Below are 18,151 nucleotides of genomic sequence, written 5' to 3' on the forward strand. Positions count from 1 at the left end.
GATTCCAGATCCATGACTCACCGCCCTCTCCCGTGCCGGACCGGATGGATCGGCCGGCGGGGAGCGCTTCCAAGGAGCGACAGCGATGGCCGACCAGAGCCCGCGCCTGACCACCGCGTTCGGCAACCCCATCTCCGACAATCAGAATTCGATCACCGCGGGTCCCCGCGGGCCCGTGCTGATGCAGGACTACCACCTCATCGAGAAGATGGCCCATTTCAACCGGGAGCGGATCCCGGAGCGGGTGGTGCACGCCAAGGGCTACGGGGCCTACGGCACGTTCCGGCTGACCAAGTCGCTCAGCGCCTACACCCGCGCCAAGGTGCTGACCGAGGTCGGCAAGGAGGTGCCGATGGTCGCCCGGTTCTCCACGGTGGGCGGGGAATCCGGCTCCGCCGACACCGCCCGCGATCCCCGCGGCTTCGCGCTGAAGTTCTACACCGAGGAGGGCAACTGGGACCTCGTCGGCAACAACACGCCGATCTTCTTCGTGCGCGACGCGATCAAGTTCTCCGACTTCATCCGCACCCAGAAACGCGATCCGCGCACGCACCTGAAGCCGCATTGGCGCCGCTGGGATTTCTGGAGCCTCTCGCCCGAGGCGATCCATCAGGTGATGATCCTGTACAGCGACCGCGGCACGCCGAAATCGGCCCGGTTCATGAACGGCTACGGCTCGCACACCTTCTCGCTCTGGAACGAGCGGGGCGAGCGGCACTGGGTGAAGTTCCACTTCCACACGAAGCAGGGCATCCAGAATTTCTCCGCCGAGGAGGCCGACCGGATCGCCGGCACGGATCCGGACTACTCCGCCGCCGACCTGTCCTCGGCGATCGAGCAGGGCGACTTCCCGAAGTGGAAGGTCTCCGTCCAGATCATGCCGGAGCTCGATGCCGACACCTACCGGATCAACCCGTTCGACCTGACCAAGGTCTGGCCGCACGGCGACTACCCGCTGATCGAGATCGGCGAGATGGAGCTGAACCGGAACCCGGAGAACTACTTCGCCGAGATCGAGCAATCGGCCTTCGAGCCGTCCAACGTGGTGCCGGGCATCGGCTTCTCGCCGGACAAGATGCTGCAGAACCGCATCCTGTCGTACTCGGACGCGCACCGGTACCGGCTCGGCGTGAACTACCACCAGATCCCGGTGAACCAGGCCAGGAACGCCAAGGTGCAGACCTACCATCGGGACGGGGCGATGCGGATCGACGGCAACCACGGCGCTCAGGTGGACTACCAGCCGAACTCCTTCGGCGGTCCCGTGGAGGATCCGGCCTTCGCCGAGCCGCCCCTGCGCATCCGGGGCGATGCGGCACGCTACGGCTGGCCGAACGATGACGAGGACCTCTACGGCCAGCCGCGCCAGCTCTGGTCGAAGGTGCTGAACGACGGGGAGCGCGAACGGCTTGTCAAGAACATCGTCACCTCGATGGGCGATTCCCCGCGTCACATCCAGGAGCGGATGATCGCCCACTGGTATAAAGTCCACCCGGATTTCGGCCGCGGGGTTGCGGAAGGTCTCGGGATCGACACCCGGCAGGCTGCCGCCGAATAATACTTGGTCTGCCGGAAAGGCGAATTTGAATACGGAGGCGCCGGCCTTGAGCCGGCGCCTTTTTCACATCTGAAACCCTTGGGTTTCGACTTTCGGCCCACTTGGACGCTTCGGATATCGCCGCTATAGCGCGATGAGAACCGCGGCCTTCAAGAACCACGCGGGACGAGAGGAGAGCGAGATGGCGGCGAGCGCTGCGGTCAGTCCGGCAGGCGGCGAGGTCAAGGACCTCTACGAGATGGGCGAGATCCCGCCGCTGGGTCACGTGCCGGCCAAGATGTACGCCTGGGCGATCCGGCGCGAGCGCCACGGGCCCCCGGAGCAGTCCCACCAGCTCGAAGTGCTGCCGGTCTGGGAGATCGGCGACGACGAGGTGCTGGTCTACGTCATGGCCGCGGGCGTCAACTACAACGGCGTCTGGGCCGGCCTCGGCGAGCCGATCTCGCCCTTCGACGTGCACAAGGGCGAATACCATATCGCCGGCTCGGACGCCTCCGGCATCGTCTGGAAGGTCGGCGCCAAGGTGAAGCGCTGGAAAGTCGGCGACGAGGTCATCGTCCACTGCAACCAGGATGACGGCGACGACGAGGAGTGCAACGGCGGCGACCCGATGTTCTCGCCGAGCCAGCGGATCTGGGGCTACGAGACGGGGGACGGCTCCTTCGCGCAGTTCTGCCGGGTGCAGTCCCGCCAGCTGATGCACCGGCCCAAGCACCTCACCTGGGAGGAGGCCGCCTGCTACACGCTGACGCTGGCCACCGCCTACCGCATGCTGTTCGGCCACGCGCCGCACACGGTCCGGCCGGGCCAGAACGTGCTGATCTGGGGCGCCTCCGGGGGCCTCGGCGTGTTCGGCGTGCAGCTCTGCGCGGCTTCGGGTGCCAACGCGATCGCGGTGATCTCGGACGATTCGAAGCGCGACTACGTCATGAGCCTCGGCGCCAAGGGCGTGATCAACCGCAAGGACTTCAACTGCTGGGGGCAGCTTCCCACGGTGAACTCGCCTGAGTTCCACGCCTGGACCAAGGAAGCCCGCAAGTTCGGCAAGGCGATCTGGGACATCACCGGCAAGCAGGATGTCGACATCGTCTTCGAGCATCCGGGCGAGGCGACCTTCCCGGTCTCGGCCCTGGTGGTGAAGCGCGGCGGCATGGTGGTGTTCTGCGCCGGCACCACCGGCTTCAACATCACCTTCGACGCCCGCTACGTCTGGATGCGCCAGAAGCGGATCCAGGGCTCGCACTTCGCCCATCTCAAGCAGGCCTCGGCGGCGAACCAGTTCGTGATGGACCGCCGGGTCGACCCGTGCATGAGCGAGGTGTTCCCCTGGGACAAGATTCCCCAGGCCCACACCAAGATGTGGAAGAACCAGCACCCGCCGGGCAACATGGCCTGCCTGGTCAATTCCCCGCGGGCCGGCCTGCGCACCGTCGAGGACGTGATCGAGGCCGGCCCGCTGAAGCGCTGACACCGTCCCCGGCCTCCGCCGCGTGCGGGGGCCGGATCGGCGATCCTGAAGGCTGCCCCTTGCCCCCGGCCCGGCCGGGAGCGAGAACGGCCGCGCTTGTTCCAGCATCCGAGCCGGGGCGATGATCGATTCGGCGTGACGGGCGCGGGCAAGCAGGGTGATGGGCGCAGCGCCCGGACCCGGTACCGGGGGTATGGTCTTGGCGGGCGACGACGAATCTTACGTGTACGACGAGGCGACGGGCGAGTGGCTTCCGCCCGGTCAGGCGGCCGCGGCAGCGCCCGGACGGGCGGAGGTGCGCGATTCGGCCGGCAACGTCCTGGCCGACGGCGATTCGGTCACCCTGATCAAGGACCTGAAGGTCAAGGGCGCGAACCAGACCCTGAAGCAGGGCACGGTCATCCGGTCGATCCGGCTCACGGACGATCCTGAAGAGATCGATTGCCGCCACGACACCATCAAGGGCCTCGTCCTGCGCACCGAGTTCGTGCGCAAGCGCTAGGACTTCAGGGTTTCAAAAGGTCCGGGACCTTTTGCGGGGCCGGGGCAGAGCCCTGGGTCGAGCGAAGCGCGATGCCATCGGGGCTCTCGCCCCGATACCCCGCCAAAGGGCTGAGCCCTTCGGAAAACCCGTTTTTCTACCGGCGCTTGGTCTCTTCCTGCGGCAGGTGACGCCCGTAGGTCTCCTGCTTCTCGGCGCGTTCCCGGATCAGGTCGGCATAGGCCTGCCGCATCTCGGGGGAGACGCTGACGCTCTTGCCCTTGGCGGGCTTGCGCTTGGGCGCCTTCTTGAAGGTGTTGCTGGTCTCGCTCATGCCGGGCTCCGCGTCGGACCATGGCGGCGGCGCGCGGCCGGCAGGAGGTCCGAGTCGAGTCCCGATTCGGATATCCGGGCCGGCCCGCGAGGCCGGACCCCTGCCCTCTAGCGCATCGCGCGGCCGCGTGCACGGGAGAGCGGCGCCGGGACGAGCAGATTTCCGTGCGCGTTACCGGCCGAGGGCCTTCGATCTGGCGCGCGGCCGAGGCCTCTGCCAAGGTTGCTGCGTTGAGCGTCGGGGACGGCGATGGATTCGCGTCGAGCAGGGCAAGAACCGGGTCACGAGATCGCGCCGCGCGGCCGGCGGACGCATCCGCTCCTGGCGGCGCTGCTGCTGGGGTGCCTGACGCCCCCTGGTCCGGCCCTCGCCCAGGACCGTCCGGCCCCGGCCCGTCCGGCCCAGCCCGCGCCGAGGGCTTCGTCCCCTGCCCGGCCCGCTGCGCCGGATCCGGCCTTCGAGGCGACCAAGGCCGCGTTCGAGGTGCTGCCCGAGGCGGAGCGCAAGGCAATCCAGGACGCGCTGGTCTGGACCGGCGACTTCAACGCCGTGGTCTCCGGGGCGTTCGGCCGCCGGACCTTCGACGCGCTGAGCGCCTACCGGACCCGGACGGGCGGCGCCGATCCCCTCGACCCGCGCGGCCGGGCGGCGCTGCTGGCGGCCGGCGAATCGGCCAAGGCCGCGGCCCGCTTTCGGATCGCCGCGGATCCCGCCAGCGGCGCGATGATCGGCGTGCCCGAGCGCCTGCTGTCGAAGCGCACCGCCCTGCCATCCGGCACCCGCTGGCAGAGCGCGGACGGGCGCGTGACCCTGGAAACCCGGTCCTTCCCGTCCGGGACCGAGACCCTGGACAGCCTGTTCGACCAGGCCACCGCGCCGCTTCCCAACCGCAAGGTCACCTACAAGCTGCGGCGGCCGGAATCGCTGGTGGTCACCGCCGAGGCCGGGCCCGGCCTGTCCTACATCCGCTACGATGCCGGGCCGCAGGGCGTGCGCGGCTTCCTGATCGGCTACGACCGGGCCCTGGCCGCGGAGGTCGGCCGCCTGGTGATCGCCGTGGCCAACGCCTTCGAGCCGTTCCCGGCGGCCGGCGCGTCGGCACCCCCGAAGCCCGCCGCGAGCGGATTGTCCGCGGCCCCCGCGGCGCCGCCGCCACGGGCGCTCACTTCAACCGCCGAGGGAGCCGGAACCGGGCTCGTGGTCGCGCCAGGGCGTGTGCTCACCGCATCCGCGGTGCTGGAGGGCTGCGCCGCGCCCCGCATCGGCCCGTCATCGGCTCGGGTGCTGGCCACCGATCCGGCCGGCCTCGCGCTGCTCGAGGCGTCGGGCATTCCGGCCCCGGCGCGCCTGTCCGTGCGGGCGGATGCGCCCGCGGCCGACGAGGCTCTGATCGCCCTGGCGGCGGGGCCGGACGGGGGATCGGCGGCGCCAGCCAACGCGGTGACGGGCGGCGTGATCGCGCCGCTGCAGCCGGGTGCGGGTGGCGCGCCGGTTCTCGACCGGTCGGGCCGTCTCGTCGGGCTCGTCGCCCGCTATCCGACGGCCCCGCGGCGGGTCGCCGGGATCGTTCCGCCCGCGCGCCTGGCCCTGGTGCCGGCCCAGGCGGTCGCGGCCTTCCTGGCGGCTCAGGGTATCGCCGAAGCGAAGCCACGCCCGGATGGCGGGCCCGGCGCTCTGGCCCCCGCACTGGTCGCGATCGCCTGCCGGTAGGGTGCGGCCGTCACGGACGATCCCGCCGGACCGAATCCGGTCCGGCGGGCCCTGCGTCCGAGAGGGTGTGCGGTGCTTAGAGCCGGCCGGTGACCAGCAGGACGATCAGCACGATCAGCAGAATGCCGCCGAGGCCGAAGCCCGGGCCGCGATAGGCGCCGCCGCCCAGGAAGCCGCCGCCGCCGAAGGCCAGGATGATCAGGATGATGAGGAGAATGGTAACGAGGGACATAGAACGGGCTCTCCGGACGGTCGCGCTGTTGCGAGCGTGACCGTTCAAACGCTGCGACAATCCGTTCCGTTCAACGCAGGGCCACGCTTTTGTGAGGATATTGCCCGGATGAGGCGGTAGTTCTCAGGCGTGCCAATCCGGCAACACATCCTGCGGCGCTTCCAGCCAGCCCGGGACCGGCAGGTTCCGTTCGGTCAGGAAGGCCGGATTGAACAGCTTCGAGGCGTAGCGCGCCGCCCCGTCGCACAGGATCGTCACCACCGTGTGACCGGGCCCGAGCTCCCGGGCCAGCCGGATCGCCCCAGCGACGTTGATGCCGGACGAGCCGCCCAGCGACAGGCCCTCCTCCCGCATCAGCCCGAAGACGATGTCCAGCGCCTCGCGGTCGGGGATCCGGAAGGCGTGATCCGGGGTGAAGCCGTCGAGGTTCCGGGTGATGCGGCCCTGGCCGATCCCCTCGGTGATCGAGGAGCCCTCCGCCTTTAGGGTGCCGGTTGTGTAGTGGGCGTAGAGGGCCGAGCCCTCCGGGTCGGCGAGCGCGATGCGCACCCCCGGCTTCCGGGCCCGTAACGCCGCCGCAATGCCCGCCAGCGTCCCGCCGGTCCCGGCCGCGCAGACGAATCCGTCGACCCGGCCGCCGGTCTGCGCCCAGATCTCGGGGCCTGTCCCGTCCACATGCGCCTGACGGTTCGCGACGTTGTCGAACTGATCGGCGAAGAACGCGCCCGCCGGCTCCGTGGCCGCGAGTTTTTCCGCCAGCCGCCGGGCGACGTGGACGTAGTTGTTCGGGTTAGCGAACGGCACCGCCGGCACCTCGACGAGGCGCGCGCCCGCGAGCCGCAGGGTCTGCTTCTTCTCCTCGGACTGGGTGACCGGGATGACGATCAGCGTCCGGTAGCCACGCACCGAGGCCACCAGGGCGAGGCCGATACCGGTATTGCCGGCCGTGCCCTCCACGATGGTGCCACCCGGCCGGATCAGGCCCTTCGCCTCGGCATCCTGCACGATGGCGAGCGCCGCCCGGTCCTTCACCGACAGGCCGGGATTGAGGAACTCGGCCTTCCCGAAGATCTCGCAGCCGGTCGCCTCGGAGGCCCGGCGCAGCCGGATCAGCGGCGTCTGGCCGATTGCCGCGAGAACGTCGGGATGGGCGGTGCGATTCGGGGTCGTCATGCGTAGGAGCCTAGGCGGATGTGCGGTGTCTGACGAGCTTCACCCGAACACATGCCCGCCGTTGATCCGCAGGCCGACCGGATGGCCGGCCGGGTAGCGGACGCCGTCGAAATCCTCCACCGCGAGCACACGGCCCTGGTCGTCGGCCACCTCGATGCGCTGGCGGCCCTGGCTGCGGTAAGAGCTGCGCACGGTGCCGGAGAGATGCGCGGCCTCGGGCTCGGCGAGCTGCAATTGCCACGGCCGAACGTAGAGCTTGACCGGGCCGATGATCCCGGCGGGCGCCGCCACCGGCGTCTCCCGGCCGCGCACCAGCACGCGGCCGCCCTCGGCCAGCGCCTCGACCTCGACGTGGTCGCCGAGGAACTTCATCACGGTCGCGGAGGCCGGGTGCTCCTGGACCTCGTCCGGGGTGCCGACCTGCTCCAGGCGGCCGCGGTCGAGCACCGCGACGCGGTCCGACAGCTCCAGGGCCTCGTCCTGATCGTGGGTGACGAAGATCGTGGTCTGGCCGGTGCGGTCGTGGATCTCGCGCAGCCAGCGGCGCAGGTCCTTGCGCACCTGGGCGTCGAGGGCGCCGAAGGGCTCGTCCAGCAGCAGGACGCGGGGCTCGACCGCGAGCGCCCGGGCGAGCGCCACCCGCTGGCGCTGGCCGCCCGAGAGCTGCGACGGATAGCGGTCGCCGAAGCCCGAGAGCCGGATCAGGTCGAGCAGGTCGCCGACCCGGCGCTTGATCTCGGCCCTGGCCGGGCGCTCGGCGCGCCGCCGCGCGTTCAGCCCGTAGGCGATGTTGTCGGCCACGCTCATATGCTTGAACAGGGCGTAGTGCTGGAACACGAAGCCCACCGCCCGCTCCTGCACGGCCAGGCCCGTAGCGTCGTCGTCGCCGAACAGGATCCGGCCCCGGTCCGGCGCGTCGAGGCCGGCGATGATCCGCAGCAGCGTCGTCTTGCCCGAGCCCGAGGGGCCGAGCAGCCCGAGCAGCTCCCCCGCCCGCACGTCGATCGACAGGTCGTGCAGCACCGCGGCCGTGTCGAAGGTCTTCGAGATGCCCTCGACCCGGATCGCCGTGGACGGGCGATCAGTGAGCCCGGCCGTGCGCAAGCTCGCCCGCGAAGCGCCATTCGAGGATGGATTTGAGGACGAGGGTGATGAGGGCAAGGACAGCGAGGAGCGTAGCGACGGCGAAGGCGGCGACGAAGTTGTACTCATTGTAGAGGATCTCCACGTGGAGTGGGATGGTGTTGGTCAGGCCGCGGATGTGGCCGGACACCACCGACACCGCCCCGAATTCGCCCATCGCCCGGGCATTGCAGAGGAGCACGCTGTAGAGCAGGCCCCAGCGGATGTTGGGCAGCGTCACCGTGCGGAACGCGTGCAGGCCCGAGGCGCCCAGCGTCAGGGCCGCCTCCTCCTCCGCGGAGCCCTGTTCCTGCATGAGCGGGATCAGCTCGCGGGCCACGAACGGGAAGGTCACGAACACGGTCGCCAGCACGATCCCCGGCAGGGCGAACAGGATCTGGATCCCGTGGTTCAGCAGCCAGCCGCCGAACAGGCCCTGCGAGCCGAACAGCAGCACGTAGATCAGGCCCGAGACCACCGGCGAGACCGAGAACGGCAGGTCGATCAGGGTGATCAGCAGCGATTTGCCGGGGAACTCGAACTTGGCGATCGCCCAGGACGCCGCCAGGCCGAACACCACGTTGAACGGCACCGCGATCGCCGCCACCGTCAGCGTCAGGCGGATCGCGCTCCAGGCATCCGGCTCCCGGAACGCGGACAGGAAGGCGTCGAGCCCCTTCGACAGCGCCTGGGTGAACACCGCGATCAGCGGCAGGACCAGGAACAGCGCCAGGAACGCGATCGCGATCCCGATCAGGACGACGCGCGTGCCGGTCCCTTCCGAGGCGACCGGCTCCGTGCGCGCGGCGGGCGCGAAGGTCGGGGAGAAGATTTCAGACATAGCCGAATCGCCTCCGGCTCCAGGCCTGGATCAGGTTGATGGCGAGGAGCGTCAGGAACGAGATGCCCAGCATGATTGTGGCGATCGCCGCCGCCCCGCCGTAATCGAACTCGGACAGCTTGATCACGATCAGGAGCGGCGCGATCTCCGAGACGTAGGGCAGGTTGCCGGCGATGAAGATGATCGAGCCGTACTCGCCGACCCCGCGGGCGAAAGCCATGGCGAAGCCGGTGAGCACCGCCGGGATCAGCGGCGGCAGCACCACCCGGGTCAGGGTGGCGAACCGGGTGGCCCCGAGGGTGGCCGAGGCCTCCTCGATCTCCTTGTCGATCTCGGCGATCAGCGGCTGCACGGTCCGCACCGCGAAGGGCAGCCCGATGAACACCATGGCGATGAAGATCCCCACCGGCGTGTAGGCCGCCTGGATGCCCAGCCGGGCGAGCGGCGCGCCGAGCAGCCCGTCGGGGGCGTAGAGCGAGGCCAGCGCGATGCCGGCCACCGCGGTCGGCAGCGCGAAGGGCAGGTCGACCGCCGCGTCCACGAGCTTGCGCCCCGGGAAGCGGTAGCGGGTCAGGACCCAGGCGACCAGGAAGCCGAAGGCCGAGGCGGTGAGCGCGGCGAGCGCCGAGACGCCGAAGCTGAGCTTGAGGGCGCTGGCCACGCGCGGATCGGTGGCGACGTCCCAGATCCCCGCGAGGCCGAGGCCGGACGCCTTCACGACGAGCCCGGCCAGCGGCAGCAGCACGATGAGCCCCAGGCAGGTCAGCGTGTAGCCGAAGCTGAGCCCGAAGCCCGGGATCACGCTGGGACGGCGGAAGGTCCGTTTGCGACGCGGCGTCTCGACCATGATTCCCGCCTCAGCGGCCGGCCCGGCTCAACCGGTCGAACAGGCCGCCGGCGTCGAAGTTCCGCTTCTGGATGTCGTCCCAGGAGCCCTGCATGTCCTCGATCTTGAACAGCTTGATCTCGGGGAGCTGCGCGAGGTCGGCGGCCGCGGCCGCCTCGCGGCGGATCGGGCGGTAATGGTGCTTGGCGAAGATCGCCTGCGCGCGGTCGCTGTAGAGGAAGTTGAGATAGGCCTGGGCGGCCTTGGTGGTGCCCTTGCGCTCGGCATTGGCGGCCACCAGGGCCACCGGCGGCTCGGCGTAGATCGAGGTCGGCGGCGACACGATGTCGAACTTGTCGGCGCCGAATTCCTGGAGGACCAGGTAGGCTTCGTTCTCCCAGGTCGGCAGCACGTCGCCGAGCCCGCGCTGCGCGAAGGTCACGGTGGAGCCGCGGGCGCCGGTATCGAGCACCGGCACGTTCTTGTAGATCTGGCCCACGAAGGCGTCGGCCTTGGCGGTGTCCTTGTCCTGGGCGTAGGCGTAGCCCCAGGCGGCCAGGAAATTCCAGCGGCCGCCGGCCGAGGTCTTCGGATTCGGGGTGATCACCTTGACGTCGGGCTTGGTCAGGTCGGCCCAGTCCTTGACGCCCTTCGGGTTGCCCTTGCGAACCAGGAATACCACCGTCGAGGTGTAGGGCACGGCCTCGTTCGGGAGCTTGGTCCGCCAATCCTCGGGGATCTTGCGGGTCAGCTTGGCGATGGCGTCGATGTCGGACGGGATGCCCAGCGTGACCACATCGGCATCGACGCCGTCGATCACCGTCCGGGCCTGGGCGCCCGAGCCGCCATGCGAGGCGCGCACCGTAATGGCCTCGCCGGTCTTGGCCTTCCATTCCTCGGCGAAGACGGCGTTGATCTCGCGGTAGAGTTCACGGGTCGGGTCGTAGGACACGTTGAGCAAGGCGGTCTCGGCCGCGGCCGGCAGGAAGCCGCTCAGCAGGCCGGCGCCGACCAGCATCGACAGCCCGACCGCCCGGAAGGCCCGGTTCCGTGCCGCACCGTTCTTCATCACGTCCGCTCCCCCAGCCGCCGACGGTCGCGCCACAGGAAGACGCGCCCGGAACGCCTTGGATCGTTCGTTTTATCGAACGAAGTCAAGCCGTCCGGACGTGTCTGCGTCAGCGTCGTCGCGGTGCAGGATCGGCGGAATCGCCCGGAACACAAGCGTGCTCAGAGCCCGCTCCTGGCAGAAGGCATGGATCTTCTCTCGCGCGCGGCGCAGGGAGAAGAATGTCGGCGTGTTTCCGGGTTTCTTAGAAAGAACGAACTGGCGTGCGCTGGCGCACATTTCATCCGCCAGGGCTCCGCTGGGCTGAGTCGCGGGACGCCTTACGGCTTGGGCTTGGCGAGCTGCTGGACCAGCGCTTCGAGGCGCTGGCTGATCGGGGCCGCCAGCGTGTCGGCATAGGCCGAGCGCAGGGTCTGGCCGAGATGGCGCCGCACGCTCGGGCCGAGCGCTCCCGCGTTCGTGGAGGCCGCCGTCTCGGACGGGCGCTCCGGGTGCGTCTTCGTCATGATCCCGACTCCTCCGCACATCCCTGTCTGGAGAGTGGCAAGGCTTGGTTAAGAAGCCGTCACGCGGCCGCCGCAGCGAACCGGAACTGGCCGCCCCGGGGCTACGTTGGCGGGCATGACCTCTCACACAGATCGGACCCGCCCCTTGTCCCGCTCACTTTCCCTGACCCTGACGGCGTTCCTGGCGGTCGCGGCGGCAAGCCCCGCCTTGGCGCAGACCAAGCCCGGCGAGATCAAAGGGATTGACGCGATGGGCGACAAGTCACGCAGCGCCCAGGACGGCTGGAGCCAGGCGCCGGTGCCCCGGGAGCAGTCGGCGGCCAAGGACGCGCCGAATCCGGGCGGCAAGTCGATCGGCGAGAACGCCAACCGACCGGTCCCCGGCGCCGATACCGGCAACTCCACCGGGACCGAGCCGCAGGCGCCGCTGGACCACCGCACGGGCGGCCCATCCGGCCACAACCCGGCCGCGCCGGCCAAATAATCCGCTGCCCGAAAAGATCTGGTTTCCCAGGATGATAGCCGGCATTCGAACGTGCCGGCCAAAAGACGACGGCGCCGCGCGCTGTGTCACCCAATCGCACTTGCCTCGTGCACGCTTTTTTGGGACACCCTGGAATTATACCAGATCGCTTTAGGAGCGGAGATGACGGTCCAGGTCTCTAGGCGTGGCCTGCTCAAAGGGGCCGGCGCCGGCCTCGCGGGCGGCTCGCTCGGCGCACTCGGCTTCGGCGGACTTCAGCCGGCCATGGCGGCCGCGGTGCGGCCCTTCAAGCTCGCGCAGATGCGCGAGACGCGCAACACGTGCCCGTACTGCTCGGTGGCGTGCGGCGTCATCCTGTACAGCCTGGGGGACCGCTCGAAGAACGCGCGCTCCTCGGTGATGCATATCGAGGGCGATCCCGATCACCCGGTCAACCGCGGCACGCTCTGCCCGAAGGGCTCGGCGCTGCTCGACTTCGTGCATTCCGAGACCCGCACGAAGTACCCGCTCTACCGCGCGCCCGGCACCTCCGAGTTCAAGCGCGTCTCCTGGGACTTCGCGCTCGACCGGATCGCGACCCTCCTCAAGGAGGATCGGGACAAGAACTTCCTGGCCAAGAACGAAGAGCTCACGGTCAACCGCTGGACCACGACGGGCTTCCTCGGCGCCTCGGCCACCACCAACGAGACGGCCTGGCTGACCTACAAGACAGTCCGAAGCATGGGGGCCCTGGTCTTCGATAATCAGGCCAGGGTTTGACACGGTCCGTCGGTCGCCAGTTTGGCGCCCTCCTTCGGACGCGGTGCGATGACCAACCTCTGGATGGACATCAAGCACGCGGACGTGATTACCGTGATGGGCGGCAATGCCGCCGAAGCGCATCCGTGCGGATTCAAGTGGGTCGTCGAGGCGAAGGCCCATAACAACGCCAAGCTCATCGTCGTCGACCCGCGCTTCACCCGCACGGCGTCGGTGGCCGATCTGTACTGCCCGATCCGGCAGGGGACCGACATCGCGTTCCTGTCAGGCGTCGCGAAGTACCTGATCGACAACGACAAGCTGCAGCACCGCTACGTCGCGGCCTATTCCAACGCGGGCTACGTCGTCCGTGAGGGCTACGATTTCAGCGAGGGGCTGTTCGCCGGCTACGACGCCGACAAGCGCGACTACGACAAGACCACCTGGGACTACGAGATCGGTCCCGACGGCTACGCCGTGGTCGACGAGACGATGCAGCATCCGCGCTGCGTCATGCAGCTGCTGAAGAAGCACATCGCCATCTACACGCCCGAGATGGTGGAGCGGATCTGCGGCTCGCCGAAGGAGACCTTCCTGAAGGTCTGCGAGTTGATGGCGACCACGTCCTCCCCTGAGCGGACGATGGCCTCCCTCTACGCGCTCGGCTGGACGCACCACTCCAAGGGCTCGCAGAACATCCGCTCGATGTGCATCGTCCAGACGCTGCTGGGCAATATCGGCATGCTCGGCGGCGGCATGCAGGCCCTGCGCGGTCACTCCAACATCCAGGGGCTGACCGATCTCGGCCTGATGTCGAACCTCATCCCGGGCTATCTCAACCTGCCCGTGGAGAAGGAGCCGGACTACGCGAGCTACATCGCCAAGCGGCAGTTCAAGCCGCTGCGCCCGGGCCAGACCAGCTACTGGCAGAACTACAACAAGTTCTTCGTCTCGTTCCAGAAGATGATGTGGGGCGACAAGGCGACGAAGGAGAACGACTGGGCGTACGATTACCTGCCCAAGCTCGACGTGCCGACCTACGACGTGATCCGTGGGTTCGAGCTCGCCAAGCAGGGCAAGATGACCGGCTACGTCATCCAGGGCTTCAACCCCCTGCTGTCGTTCCCGAATCGCGCCAAGATGACGGAAGCCTTCTCCAAGATGAAGTTCATCGTGGTGATGGATCCGCTCAAGACGGAGACCGCCCGGTTCTGGGAGAACCACGGCGAGTACAACGACGTCGATCCGACCAAGATCCAGACCGAGGTGTTCGAGCTGCCGACCACCCTGTTCGTGGAGGAGGAAGGCTCGCTGTCGAATTCCAGCCGCTGGCTGCAATGGCACTGGCAGGCGCAGGAAGCGCCGGGCGAGTGCCGCTCGGACATCGAGATCATGTCGGAGATCTTCCTCCGCGTGAAGGCGGCCTACAAGAAGGATGGCGGCGCGTTCCCGGACCCGATCGTCAACCTGAAATGGGACTACGCCATCGCCGAGTCGCCGACGCCGACCGAGCTCGCCCGCGAGCTCAACGGCTACACGGTGGCGCCGACGCCCGACCTCAACGGGACGATCATCCCGGCGGGCAAGCAGGTCGACGGCTTCGCCCAGCTCAAGGACGACGGCACCACGGCGTGCGCGTGCTGGATCTACTCGGGCTGCTACACCGAGAAGGGCAACACCATGGCCCGCCGGGACAACAATGATCCCGGCGACCGCGGCATCGCCCCGAACTGGGCCTTCGCCTGGCCGGCCAACCGGCGCGTGCTCTACAACCGGGCGTCCTGCGACCCGGAGGGCAAGCCCTGGTCGGAGAAGAAGAAGCTCATCGAGTGGAACGGCAAGCAGTGGATCGGCTTCGACGTGCCGGATTACGGCGTCACCGTCGCTCCCGATAAGGGCGTCGGGCCGTTCATCCTGAACCAGGAGGGCGTCGCCCGCCTGTGGACCCGGGGGCTCATGCGCGACGGGCCGTTCCCGACGCATTACGAGCCGTTCGAGTCGCCGATGGCCAACATCCCGTTCCCGAAGATCAAGGGCGCCCCGGCGGCCCGCATCTTCAAGGACGACCTGGCCGATCTCGGCGACGCGAAGGAGTTCCCCTACGCGGCGACGAGCTACCGTCTGACCGAGCACTTCCACGGCTGGACCAAGCACGCCCGGATCAACGCGATCCTCCAGCCGGAGGCCTTCGTGGAGATCTCGGAGGAGCTGGCCAAGGAGAAGGGCATTACCAAGGGCGGCTGGGTCCGCGTCTGGTCGAAGCGCGGCTCGCTGAAGGCCAAGGCGGTGGTGACCAAGCGGATCAAGCCGCTGATCTGCGACGGCAAGCCCGTCCACGTCGTCGGCATCCCGCAGCACTGGGGCTTCATGGGCCTGACGAAGAAAGGATGGCACCCGAACTCGCTGACGCCCGTGGTGGGTGACGCGAATACCGAGACGCCGGAGTTCAAGGCCTGGCTCGTGAATATCGAGCCGACCACGCCGCCGTCCGACGCGGTCGCCTGAGGGGAGCTGAGATCATGGCCGATTACAGCTCCCTCGATATCCGCCAGCGCTCCGCCTCCACGGAGACGCCGCCGGAGATCCGCCGCCAGGTGGAGGTCGCCAAGCTCATCGACGTGTCGAAGTGCATCGGCTGCAAGGCCTGCCAGTCGGCCTGCGAAGAGTGGAACGACCTGCGCGACGACATCGGCATCAATCGCGGTGTCTACGACAACCCCCACGACCTCACGCCGAAGTCGTGGACCCTCATGCGGTTCACCGAGTACGAGAACCCGGAGACCCAGAACCTCGAATGGCTGATCCGCAAGGACGGCTGCATGCACTGCACCGAGCCGGGCTGCCTCAAGGCGTGCCCGTCCCCGGGCGCGATCGTGCAGTACTCCAACGGCATCGTCGACTTCATCGAGGAGAACTGCATCGGCTGCGGCTATTGCGTGAAGGGGTGCCCGTTCAACATCCCGCGCATCAGCCAGACCGACCACAAGGCGTACAAGTGCACCCTGTGCTCGGACCGGGTCGCGGTGGGGCAAGCTCCGGCCTGCGCCAAGGCGTGCCCGACCGGCTCGATCATGTTCGGCACCAAGCAGGCGATGATCGAGCAGGCCGAGACCCGCGTTGAGGACCTGAAGTCGCGCGGCTTCCAGCATGCCGGCCTCTACGACCCGGCCGGCGTCGGCGGCACGCACGTCATGTACGTGCTGCACCACGCCGACCAGCCGAGCCTCTATGCCGGCCTGCCGAACGACCCGAAGATCTCGCCGCTGGTCGCCTTCTGGAAGGGCGGCGCCAAGGTGTTCGGGCTCGCCGCGATGGGCTTTGCCGCGGTGGCGGGCTTCTTCCACTACGTGACGGCCGGCCCGAACGAGGTCGTGCCCGAGGAAGAGGAGGAGGCGGTCGAGTTCGACGAGGCCAAGCGCCGCGGCGAAACCGACGGCGGCGAGGCACGGCCGCACTGACACGTCTTTCGGGCTGGCACGGTGGCCCGAGAGACGCGACACGCCCCCTCTCCCGTGCGGGAGAAGGTTGGGGTGAGGAACCCGGGTCTTCCAGAAAGATCGCACCCCTCACCCTGTCCCTCTCCTGCACGGGAGAGGGGACCCGCGGCCGGTCCTGCGATCGCGTAGATCCGACGGGCCGCCCGATCTAAAATTTCAGAGCCAGCCCTCGCCGCCGCTGCGGTGCAGGGCCGGCGCCACGTCAGGCGCGAGAAGGCCGATGACGAGCCAGAACGATATCCGGGACGGTGATTCCCGCCCGCTGCATCACGCCAGGTCCGAGGCGCCGGAGGTGATGTACGTCCCGCGCTACACCGGGGTTCAGCGCGTGAACCACTGGATCACCGCGATCCTGTTCACCCTGCTGACCCTCTCGGGGCTGGCGATGTTCACGCCCTACCTGTTCTCGCTGACCGGCCTGTTCGGCGGCGGGCAGGCGACCCGGGCGATCCATCCCTGGTTCGGCGTCGCCCTGGCGGTGAGCTTCTTCTTCCTGTTCGTGCGCTTCTGGAAGCTCAACATCCCCAACAAGGACGATGTCGAGTGGACCAAGCATATCGGCGACGTGGTCACCAACCGGGAGGACCGCCTGCCGGAGCTCGGCAAGTACAATGCCGGCCAGAAGGGCGTGTTCTGGGGCCAGACCGCGCTGATCGGGGTGATGTTCGTCACCGGCCTGGTGATCTGGAACACCTATTTCGGCGGGCTGACCACCATCGAGACCCAGCGCTGGGCGCTGCTCGCCCACTCGCTCGCCGCCGTGATCGCCATCGCGATCATCGTGGTCCACATCTATGCCGGCATCTGGGTGCGCGGCACCGGCCGGGCGATGGTGCGCGGCACGGTGACGGGTGGCTGGGCCTACCGGCATCACCGCAAGTGGTTCCGGCAGATCGCCGGCGCCAAGGTGCGCCGGGGCTCGGTCGACAAGCGCGGATCCTGAGGCGTGGCCAATTTCTTCCGGCGCAAGCCCGCGGTCCCGACCGAGACGAAGCAAGCCGCGACTGAGCCAAAACCCCGGCGGCGGGATTTCAGCGAGCTGAAGCCCGATCCCGACAAGATCGGGATCTCGGGCTCGGTCCCGTTCGTGCGGCTGCCCGATCCCGGAACGCTGTTCGCCGACCGGGCCGCTCGCCTGACCGCGGCGGCGCCGGGGCATCCGCTCGAGGCCTACCTGCTGTTCGTGGCCGAGGTCGCCCGGGCGCAGGCTTCGGTCCAGGCGGCATTCCCGGCCGCCGAGGCCCCAGCGGCGGCCGACATGGCCCTGCGCGCCGAGCACGGCATGCCGCCCCTGTCGCGCCAGCGGCTCGAGACCGATGCCGGCTTCGACGCCTGCCTCATTGCTCTCCTGGAACAGCTCGACCTGTCGGTGTCGCCCGAGGCGTCCCAGGCGGCGCGGGCGAGCCTGCTCGCGGCGTCCCCGGCCGACCGGCTCGACCTGGCCGTGCAGGTCGTCGAAGGCGCGCTGCCGGTGGAGCGGATCGCCGAATGCGTGTTCGTCGGGGCGGCCCTGCAGGTCCGGTTCGCGCAGGATGCGGCGCGGCTCGACGCATCCGCCCTGAAGCCGGTGGCCGACGGCGTCTGCCCGTGCTGCGGCGGCGCGCCCGTGGCGAGCGTGGTGGTCAGCTGGACCCCGGCCGACAAGGCCCGGTACCTGAGCTGCTCGGTCTGCTGCACCCTGTGGAACCATGTCCGGATCCGCTGCACCGCCTGCGGCTCCGGCGAGGGCATCAGCTATTACGGGCTCGACGAGGTGTCGAAGGACGTCCAGGTCGAGACCTGCACGACCTGCCACAGCTACATCAAGCACCTGCACCAGCATCGGGCGCCGGCGCTCGACCCGGTGGCGGACGACATCGCGTCCTACGGCCTCGACCTGAAGATCACCGAGGACGGGTTTCGCCGGGCGGGCTTGAACTTGCTGTTCATTGTTTGAGTCCCGGATCCACAAGGTCCGGGACCTTGTGCGGGTGCAGGACGGAGCCCTGCTAAGAGCCTCTCACAAAAACCCCGCCGCACCGTCGCGTGCGAAGGGAGAGCTCCCGGGAACCGGGAGTTTTGTGAGGTGCTCTAAGTCCCGCGCTCAGACTGCGCTTCGCGTCATCGTTTTCG

17 protein-coding genes are annotated in these 18,151 nt (G+C 68.7%); 9 read left to right on the plus strand and 8 right to left on the minus strand.

Translation table 11 applies throughout. From position 1 onward, the window contains the following. Positions 1-85 precede the first annotated feature (85 nt). From BMZ47_RS16150 to BMZ47_RS16160, 3 genes are all read left to right on the plus strand, one after another. Positions 86-1,558 (plus strand): catalase, encoded by a 1,473-nt coding sequence (locus tag BMZ47_RS16150; protein WP_091863408.1) that lies wholly within the window; start codon positions 86-88, stop codon positions 1,556-1,558. Positions 1,559-1,739: 181 nt separating this feature from the next. Continuing rightward, a complete protein-coding gene (gene ccrA, locus BMZ47_RS16155) occupies positions 1,740-3,026 on the plus strand; it encodes a crotonyl-CoA carboxylase/reductase (RefSeq protein ID WP_007563238.1) in 1,287 nt (428 codons plus the stop codon). A gap of 193 nt (positions 3,027-3,219) precedes the next feature. Beyond that, entirely contained in the window at positions 3,220-3,528 is a 309-nt protein-coding gene (locus tag BMZ47_RS16160) for an alkylphosphonate utilization protein (RefSeq protein ID WP_007563236.1), read from the plus strand. A 136-nt stretch (positions 3,529-3,664) separates the two neighbouring features. Here BMZ47_RS16160 and BMZ47_RS28630 read toward each other — a convergent pair whose 3' ends face one another. After that, entirely contained in the window at positions 3,665-3,841 is a 177-nt protein-coding gene (locus BMZ47_RS28630) for a hypothetical protein (RefSeq protein ID WP_163006003.1), read from the minus strand. A gap of 249 nt (positions 3,842-4,090) precedes the next feature. On the opposite strand from BMZ47_RS28630, the gene BMZ47_RS16165 reads away from it, so the two are divergent. Then, the gene (locus BMZ47_RS16165; protein ID WP_091863409.1) at positions 4,091-5,551 is read left to right on the plus strand and encodes a S1 family peptidase; all 1,461 of its coding nucleotides are present in this window, start codon (positions 4,091-4,093) and stop codon (positions 5,549-5,551) included. Between the two features lie 76 nt (positions 5,552-5,627). On the opposite strand, the gene BMZ47_RS16170 is transcribed toward BMZ47_RS16165, so the two are convergent. From BMZ47_RS16170 to BMZ47_RS16200, 7 genes are all read right to left on the minus strand, one after another. After that, positions 5,628-5,783, minus strand: coding sequence for a hypothetical protein (locus tag BMZ47_RS16170; RefSeq protein WP_007563230.1), 156 nt, complete (start codon positions 5,781-5,783; stop codon positions 5,628-5,630). Between the two features lie 123 nt (positions 5,784-5,906). After that, positions 5,907-6,956 carry a cysteine synthase A gene (locus tag BMZ47_RS16175; RefSeq protein WP_091863410.1) on the minus strand — a complete coding sequence of 350 codons (1,050 nt, stop codon included), beginning with the start codon at positions 6,954-6,956 and terminating at the stop codon, positions 5,907-5,909. Between the two features lie 39 nt (positions 6,957-6,995). Then, positions 6,996-7,979, minus strand: coding sequence for a sulfate/molybdate ABC transporter ATP-binding protein (locus BMZ47_RS16180; RefSeq protein WP_050733640.1), 984 nt, complete (start codon positions 7,977-7,979; stop codon positions 6,996-6,998). 58 nt (positions 7,980-8,037) lie between these two features. Continuing rightward, positions 8,038-8,919, minus strand: a complete 882-nt coding sequence (gene cysW, locus BMZ47_RS16185; RefSeq protein ID WP_091863411.1) for a sulfate ABC transporter permease subunit CysW — start codon at positions 8,917-8,919, stop codon at positions 8,038-8,040. Next, positions 8,912-9,766 carry a sulfate ABC transporter permease subunit CysT gene (gene cysT / locus BMZ47_RS16190; RefSeq protein ID WP_091863412.1) on the minus strand — a complete coding sequence of 285 codons (855 nt, stop codon included), beginning with the start codon at positions 9,764-9,766 and terminating at the stop codon, positions 8,912-8,914. The genes cysW and cysT overlap by 8 nt, the downstream gene beginning before the upstream one ends. A 10-nt stretch (positions 9,767-9,776) precedes the next feature. Beyond that, the gene (locus BMZ47_RS16195) at positions 9,777-10,814 is read right to left on the minus strand and encodes a sulfate ABC transporter substrate-binding protein (RefSeq protein ID WP_091863413.1); all 1,038 of its coding nucleotides are present in this window, start codon (positions 10,812-10,814) and stop codon (positions 9,777-9,779) included. Positions 10,815-11,134: 320 nt separating this feature from the next. Further along, positions 11,135-11,320: a hypothetical protein gene (locus BMZ47_RS16200; RefSeq protein ID WP_007563209.1), complete on the minus strand. Its 186-nt coding sequence runs from the start codon at positions 11,318-11,320 to the stop codon at positions 11,135-11,137. A 145-nt stretch (positions 11,321-11,465) separates the two neighbouring features. Here BMZ47_RS16200 and BMZ47_RS16205 point away from each other — a divergent pair, with 145 nt between their 5' ends. The 5 genes from BMZ47_RS16205 (at position 11,466) to fdhE (ending at position 17,975) form a co-directional block, all read left to right on the plus strand. Continuing rightward, complete coding sequence (locus BMZ47_RS16205) at positions 11,466-11,804, plus strand: hypothetical protein (protein ID WP_007563207.1); 339 nt, start codon at positions 11,466-11,468, stop codon at positions 11,802-11,804. A gap of 162 nt (positions 11,805-11,966) precedes the next feature. Further along, positions 11,967-15,047: a formate dehydrogenase-N subunit alpha gene (gene fdnG, locus BMZ47_RS16215; RefSeq protein ID WP_081496973.1), complete on the plus strand. Its 3,081-nt coding sequence runs from the start codon at positions 11,967-11,969 to the stop codon at positions 15,045-15,047. A 14-nt stretch (positions 15,048-15,061) separates the two neighbouring features. Beyond that, positions 15,062-16,000, plus strand: coding sequence for a formate dehydrogenase subunit beta (gene fdxH / locus BMZ47_RS16220; RefSeq protein WP_091863414.1), 939 nt, complete (start codon positions 15,062-15,064; stop codon positions 15,998-16,000). A 259-nt stretch (positions 16,001-16,259) separates the two neighbouring features. After that, entirely contained in the window at positions 16,260-16,982 is a 723-nt protein-coding gene (locus tag BMZ47_RS16225) for a formate dehydrogenase subunit gamma (RefSeq protein ID WP_091863415.1), read from the plus strand. Between the two features lie 3 nt (positions 16,983-16,985). After that, positions 16,986-17,975 carry a formate dehydrogenase accessory protein FdhE gene (gene fdhE, locus BMZ47_RS16230; protein ID WP_091863416.1) on the plus strand — a complete coding sequence of 330 codons (990 nt, stop codon included), beginning with the start codon at positions 16,986-16,988 and terminating at the stop codon, positions 17,973-17,975. Positions 17,976-18,151 lie beyond the last annotated feature (176 nt).

This window comes from Methylobacterium brachiatum, assembly GCF_900113845.1.
Taxonomy (GTDB): Bacteria; Pseudomonadota; Alphaproteobacteria; order Rhizobiales; family Beijerinckiaceae; genus Methylobacterium; species Methylobacterium brachiatum.

Coding starts and splice junctions, on each gene's coding strand:
- BMZ47_RS16150 (WP_091863408.1), top strand. CDS start 86: ATGGCCGACCAGAGCCCGCGCCTGACCACCGCGTTCGGCAACCCCATC.
- ccrA (WP_007563238.1), top strand. CDS start 1,740: ATGGCGGCGAGCGCTGCGGTCAGTCCGGCAGGCGGCGAGGTCAAGGAC.
- BMZ47_RS16160 (WP_007563236.1), top strand. CDS start 3,220: ATGGTCTTGGCGGGCGACGACGAATCTTACGTGTACGACGAGGCGACG.
- BMZ47_RS28630 (WP_163006003.1), bottom strand. CDS start 3,841: ATGAGCGAGACCAGCAACACCTTCAAGAAGGCGCCCAAGCGCAAGCCC.
- BMZ47_RS16165 (WP_091863409.1), top strand. CDS start 4,091: ATGGATTCGCGTCGAGCAGGGCAAGAACCGGGTCACGAGATCGCGCCG.
- BMZ47_RS16170 (WP_007563230.1), bottom strand. CDS start 5,783: ATGTCCCTCGTTACCATTCTCCTCATCATCCTGATCATCCTGGCCTTC.
- BMZ47_RS16175 (WP_091863410.1), bottom strand. CDS start 6,956: ATGACGACCCCGAATCGCACCGCCCATCCCGACGTTCTCGCGGCAATC.
- cysW (WP_091863411.1), bottom strand. CDS start 8,919: ATGTCTGAAATCTTCTCCCCGACCTTCGCGCCCGCCGCGCGCACGGAG.
- cysT (WP_091863412.1), bottom strand. CDS start 9,766: ATGGTCGAGACGCCGCGTCGCAAACGGACCTTCCGCCGTCCCAGCGTG.
- BMZ47_RS16195 (WP_091863413.1), bottom strand. CDS start 10,814: ATGAAGAACGGTGCGGCACGGAACCGGGCCTTCCGGGCGGTCGGGCTG.
- BMZ47_RS16200 (WP_007563209.1), bottom strand. CDS start 11,320: ATGACGAAGACGCACCCGGAGCGCCCGTCCGAGACGGCGGCCTCCACG.
- fdxH (WP_091863414.1), top strand. CDS start 15,062: ATGGCCGATTACAGCTCCCTCGATATCCGCCAGCGCTCCGCCTCCACG.
- BMZ47_RS16225 (WP_091863415.1), top strand. CDS start 16,260: ATGACGAGCCAGAACGATATCCGGGACGGTGATTCCCGCCCGCTGCAT.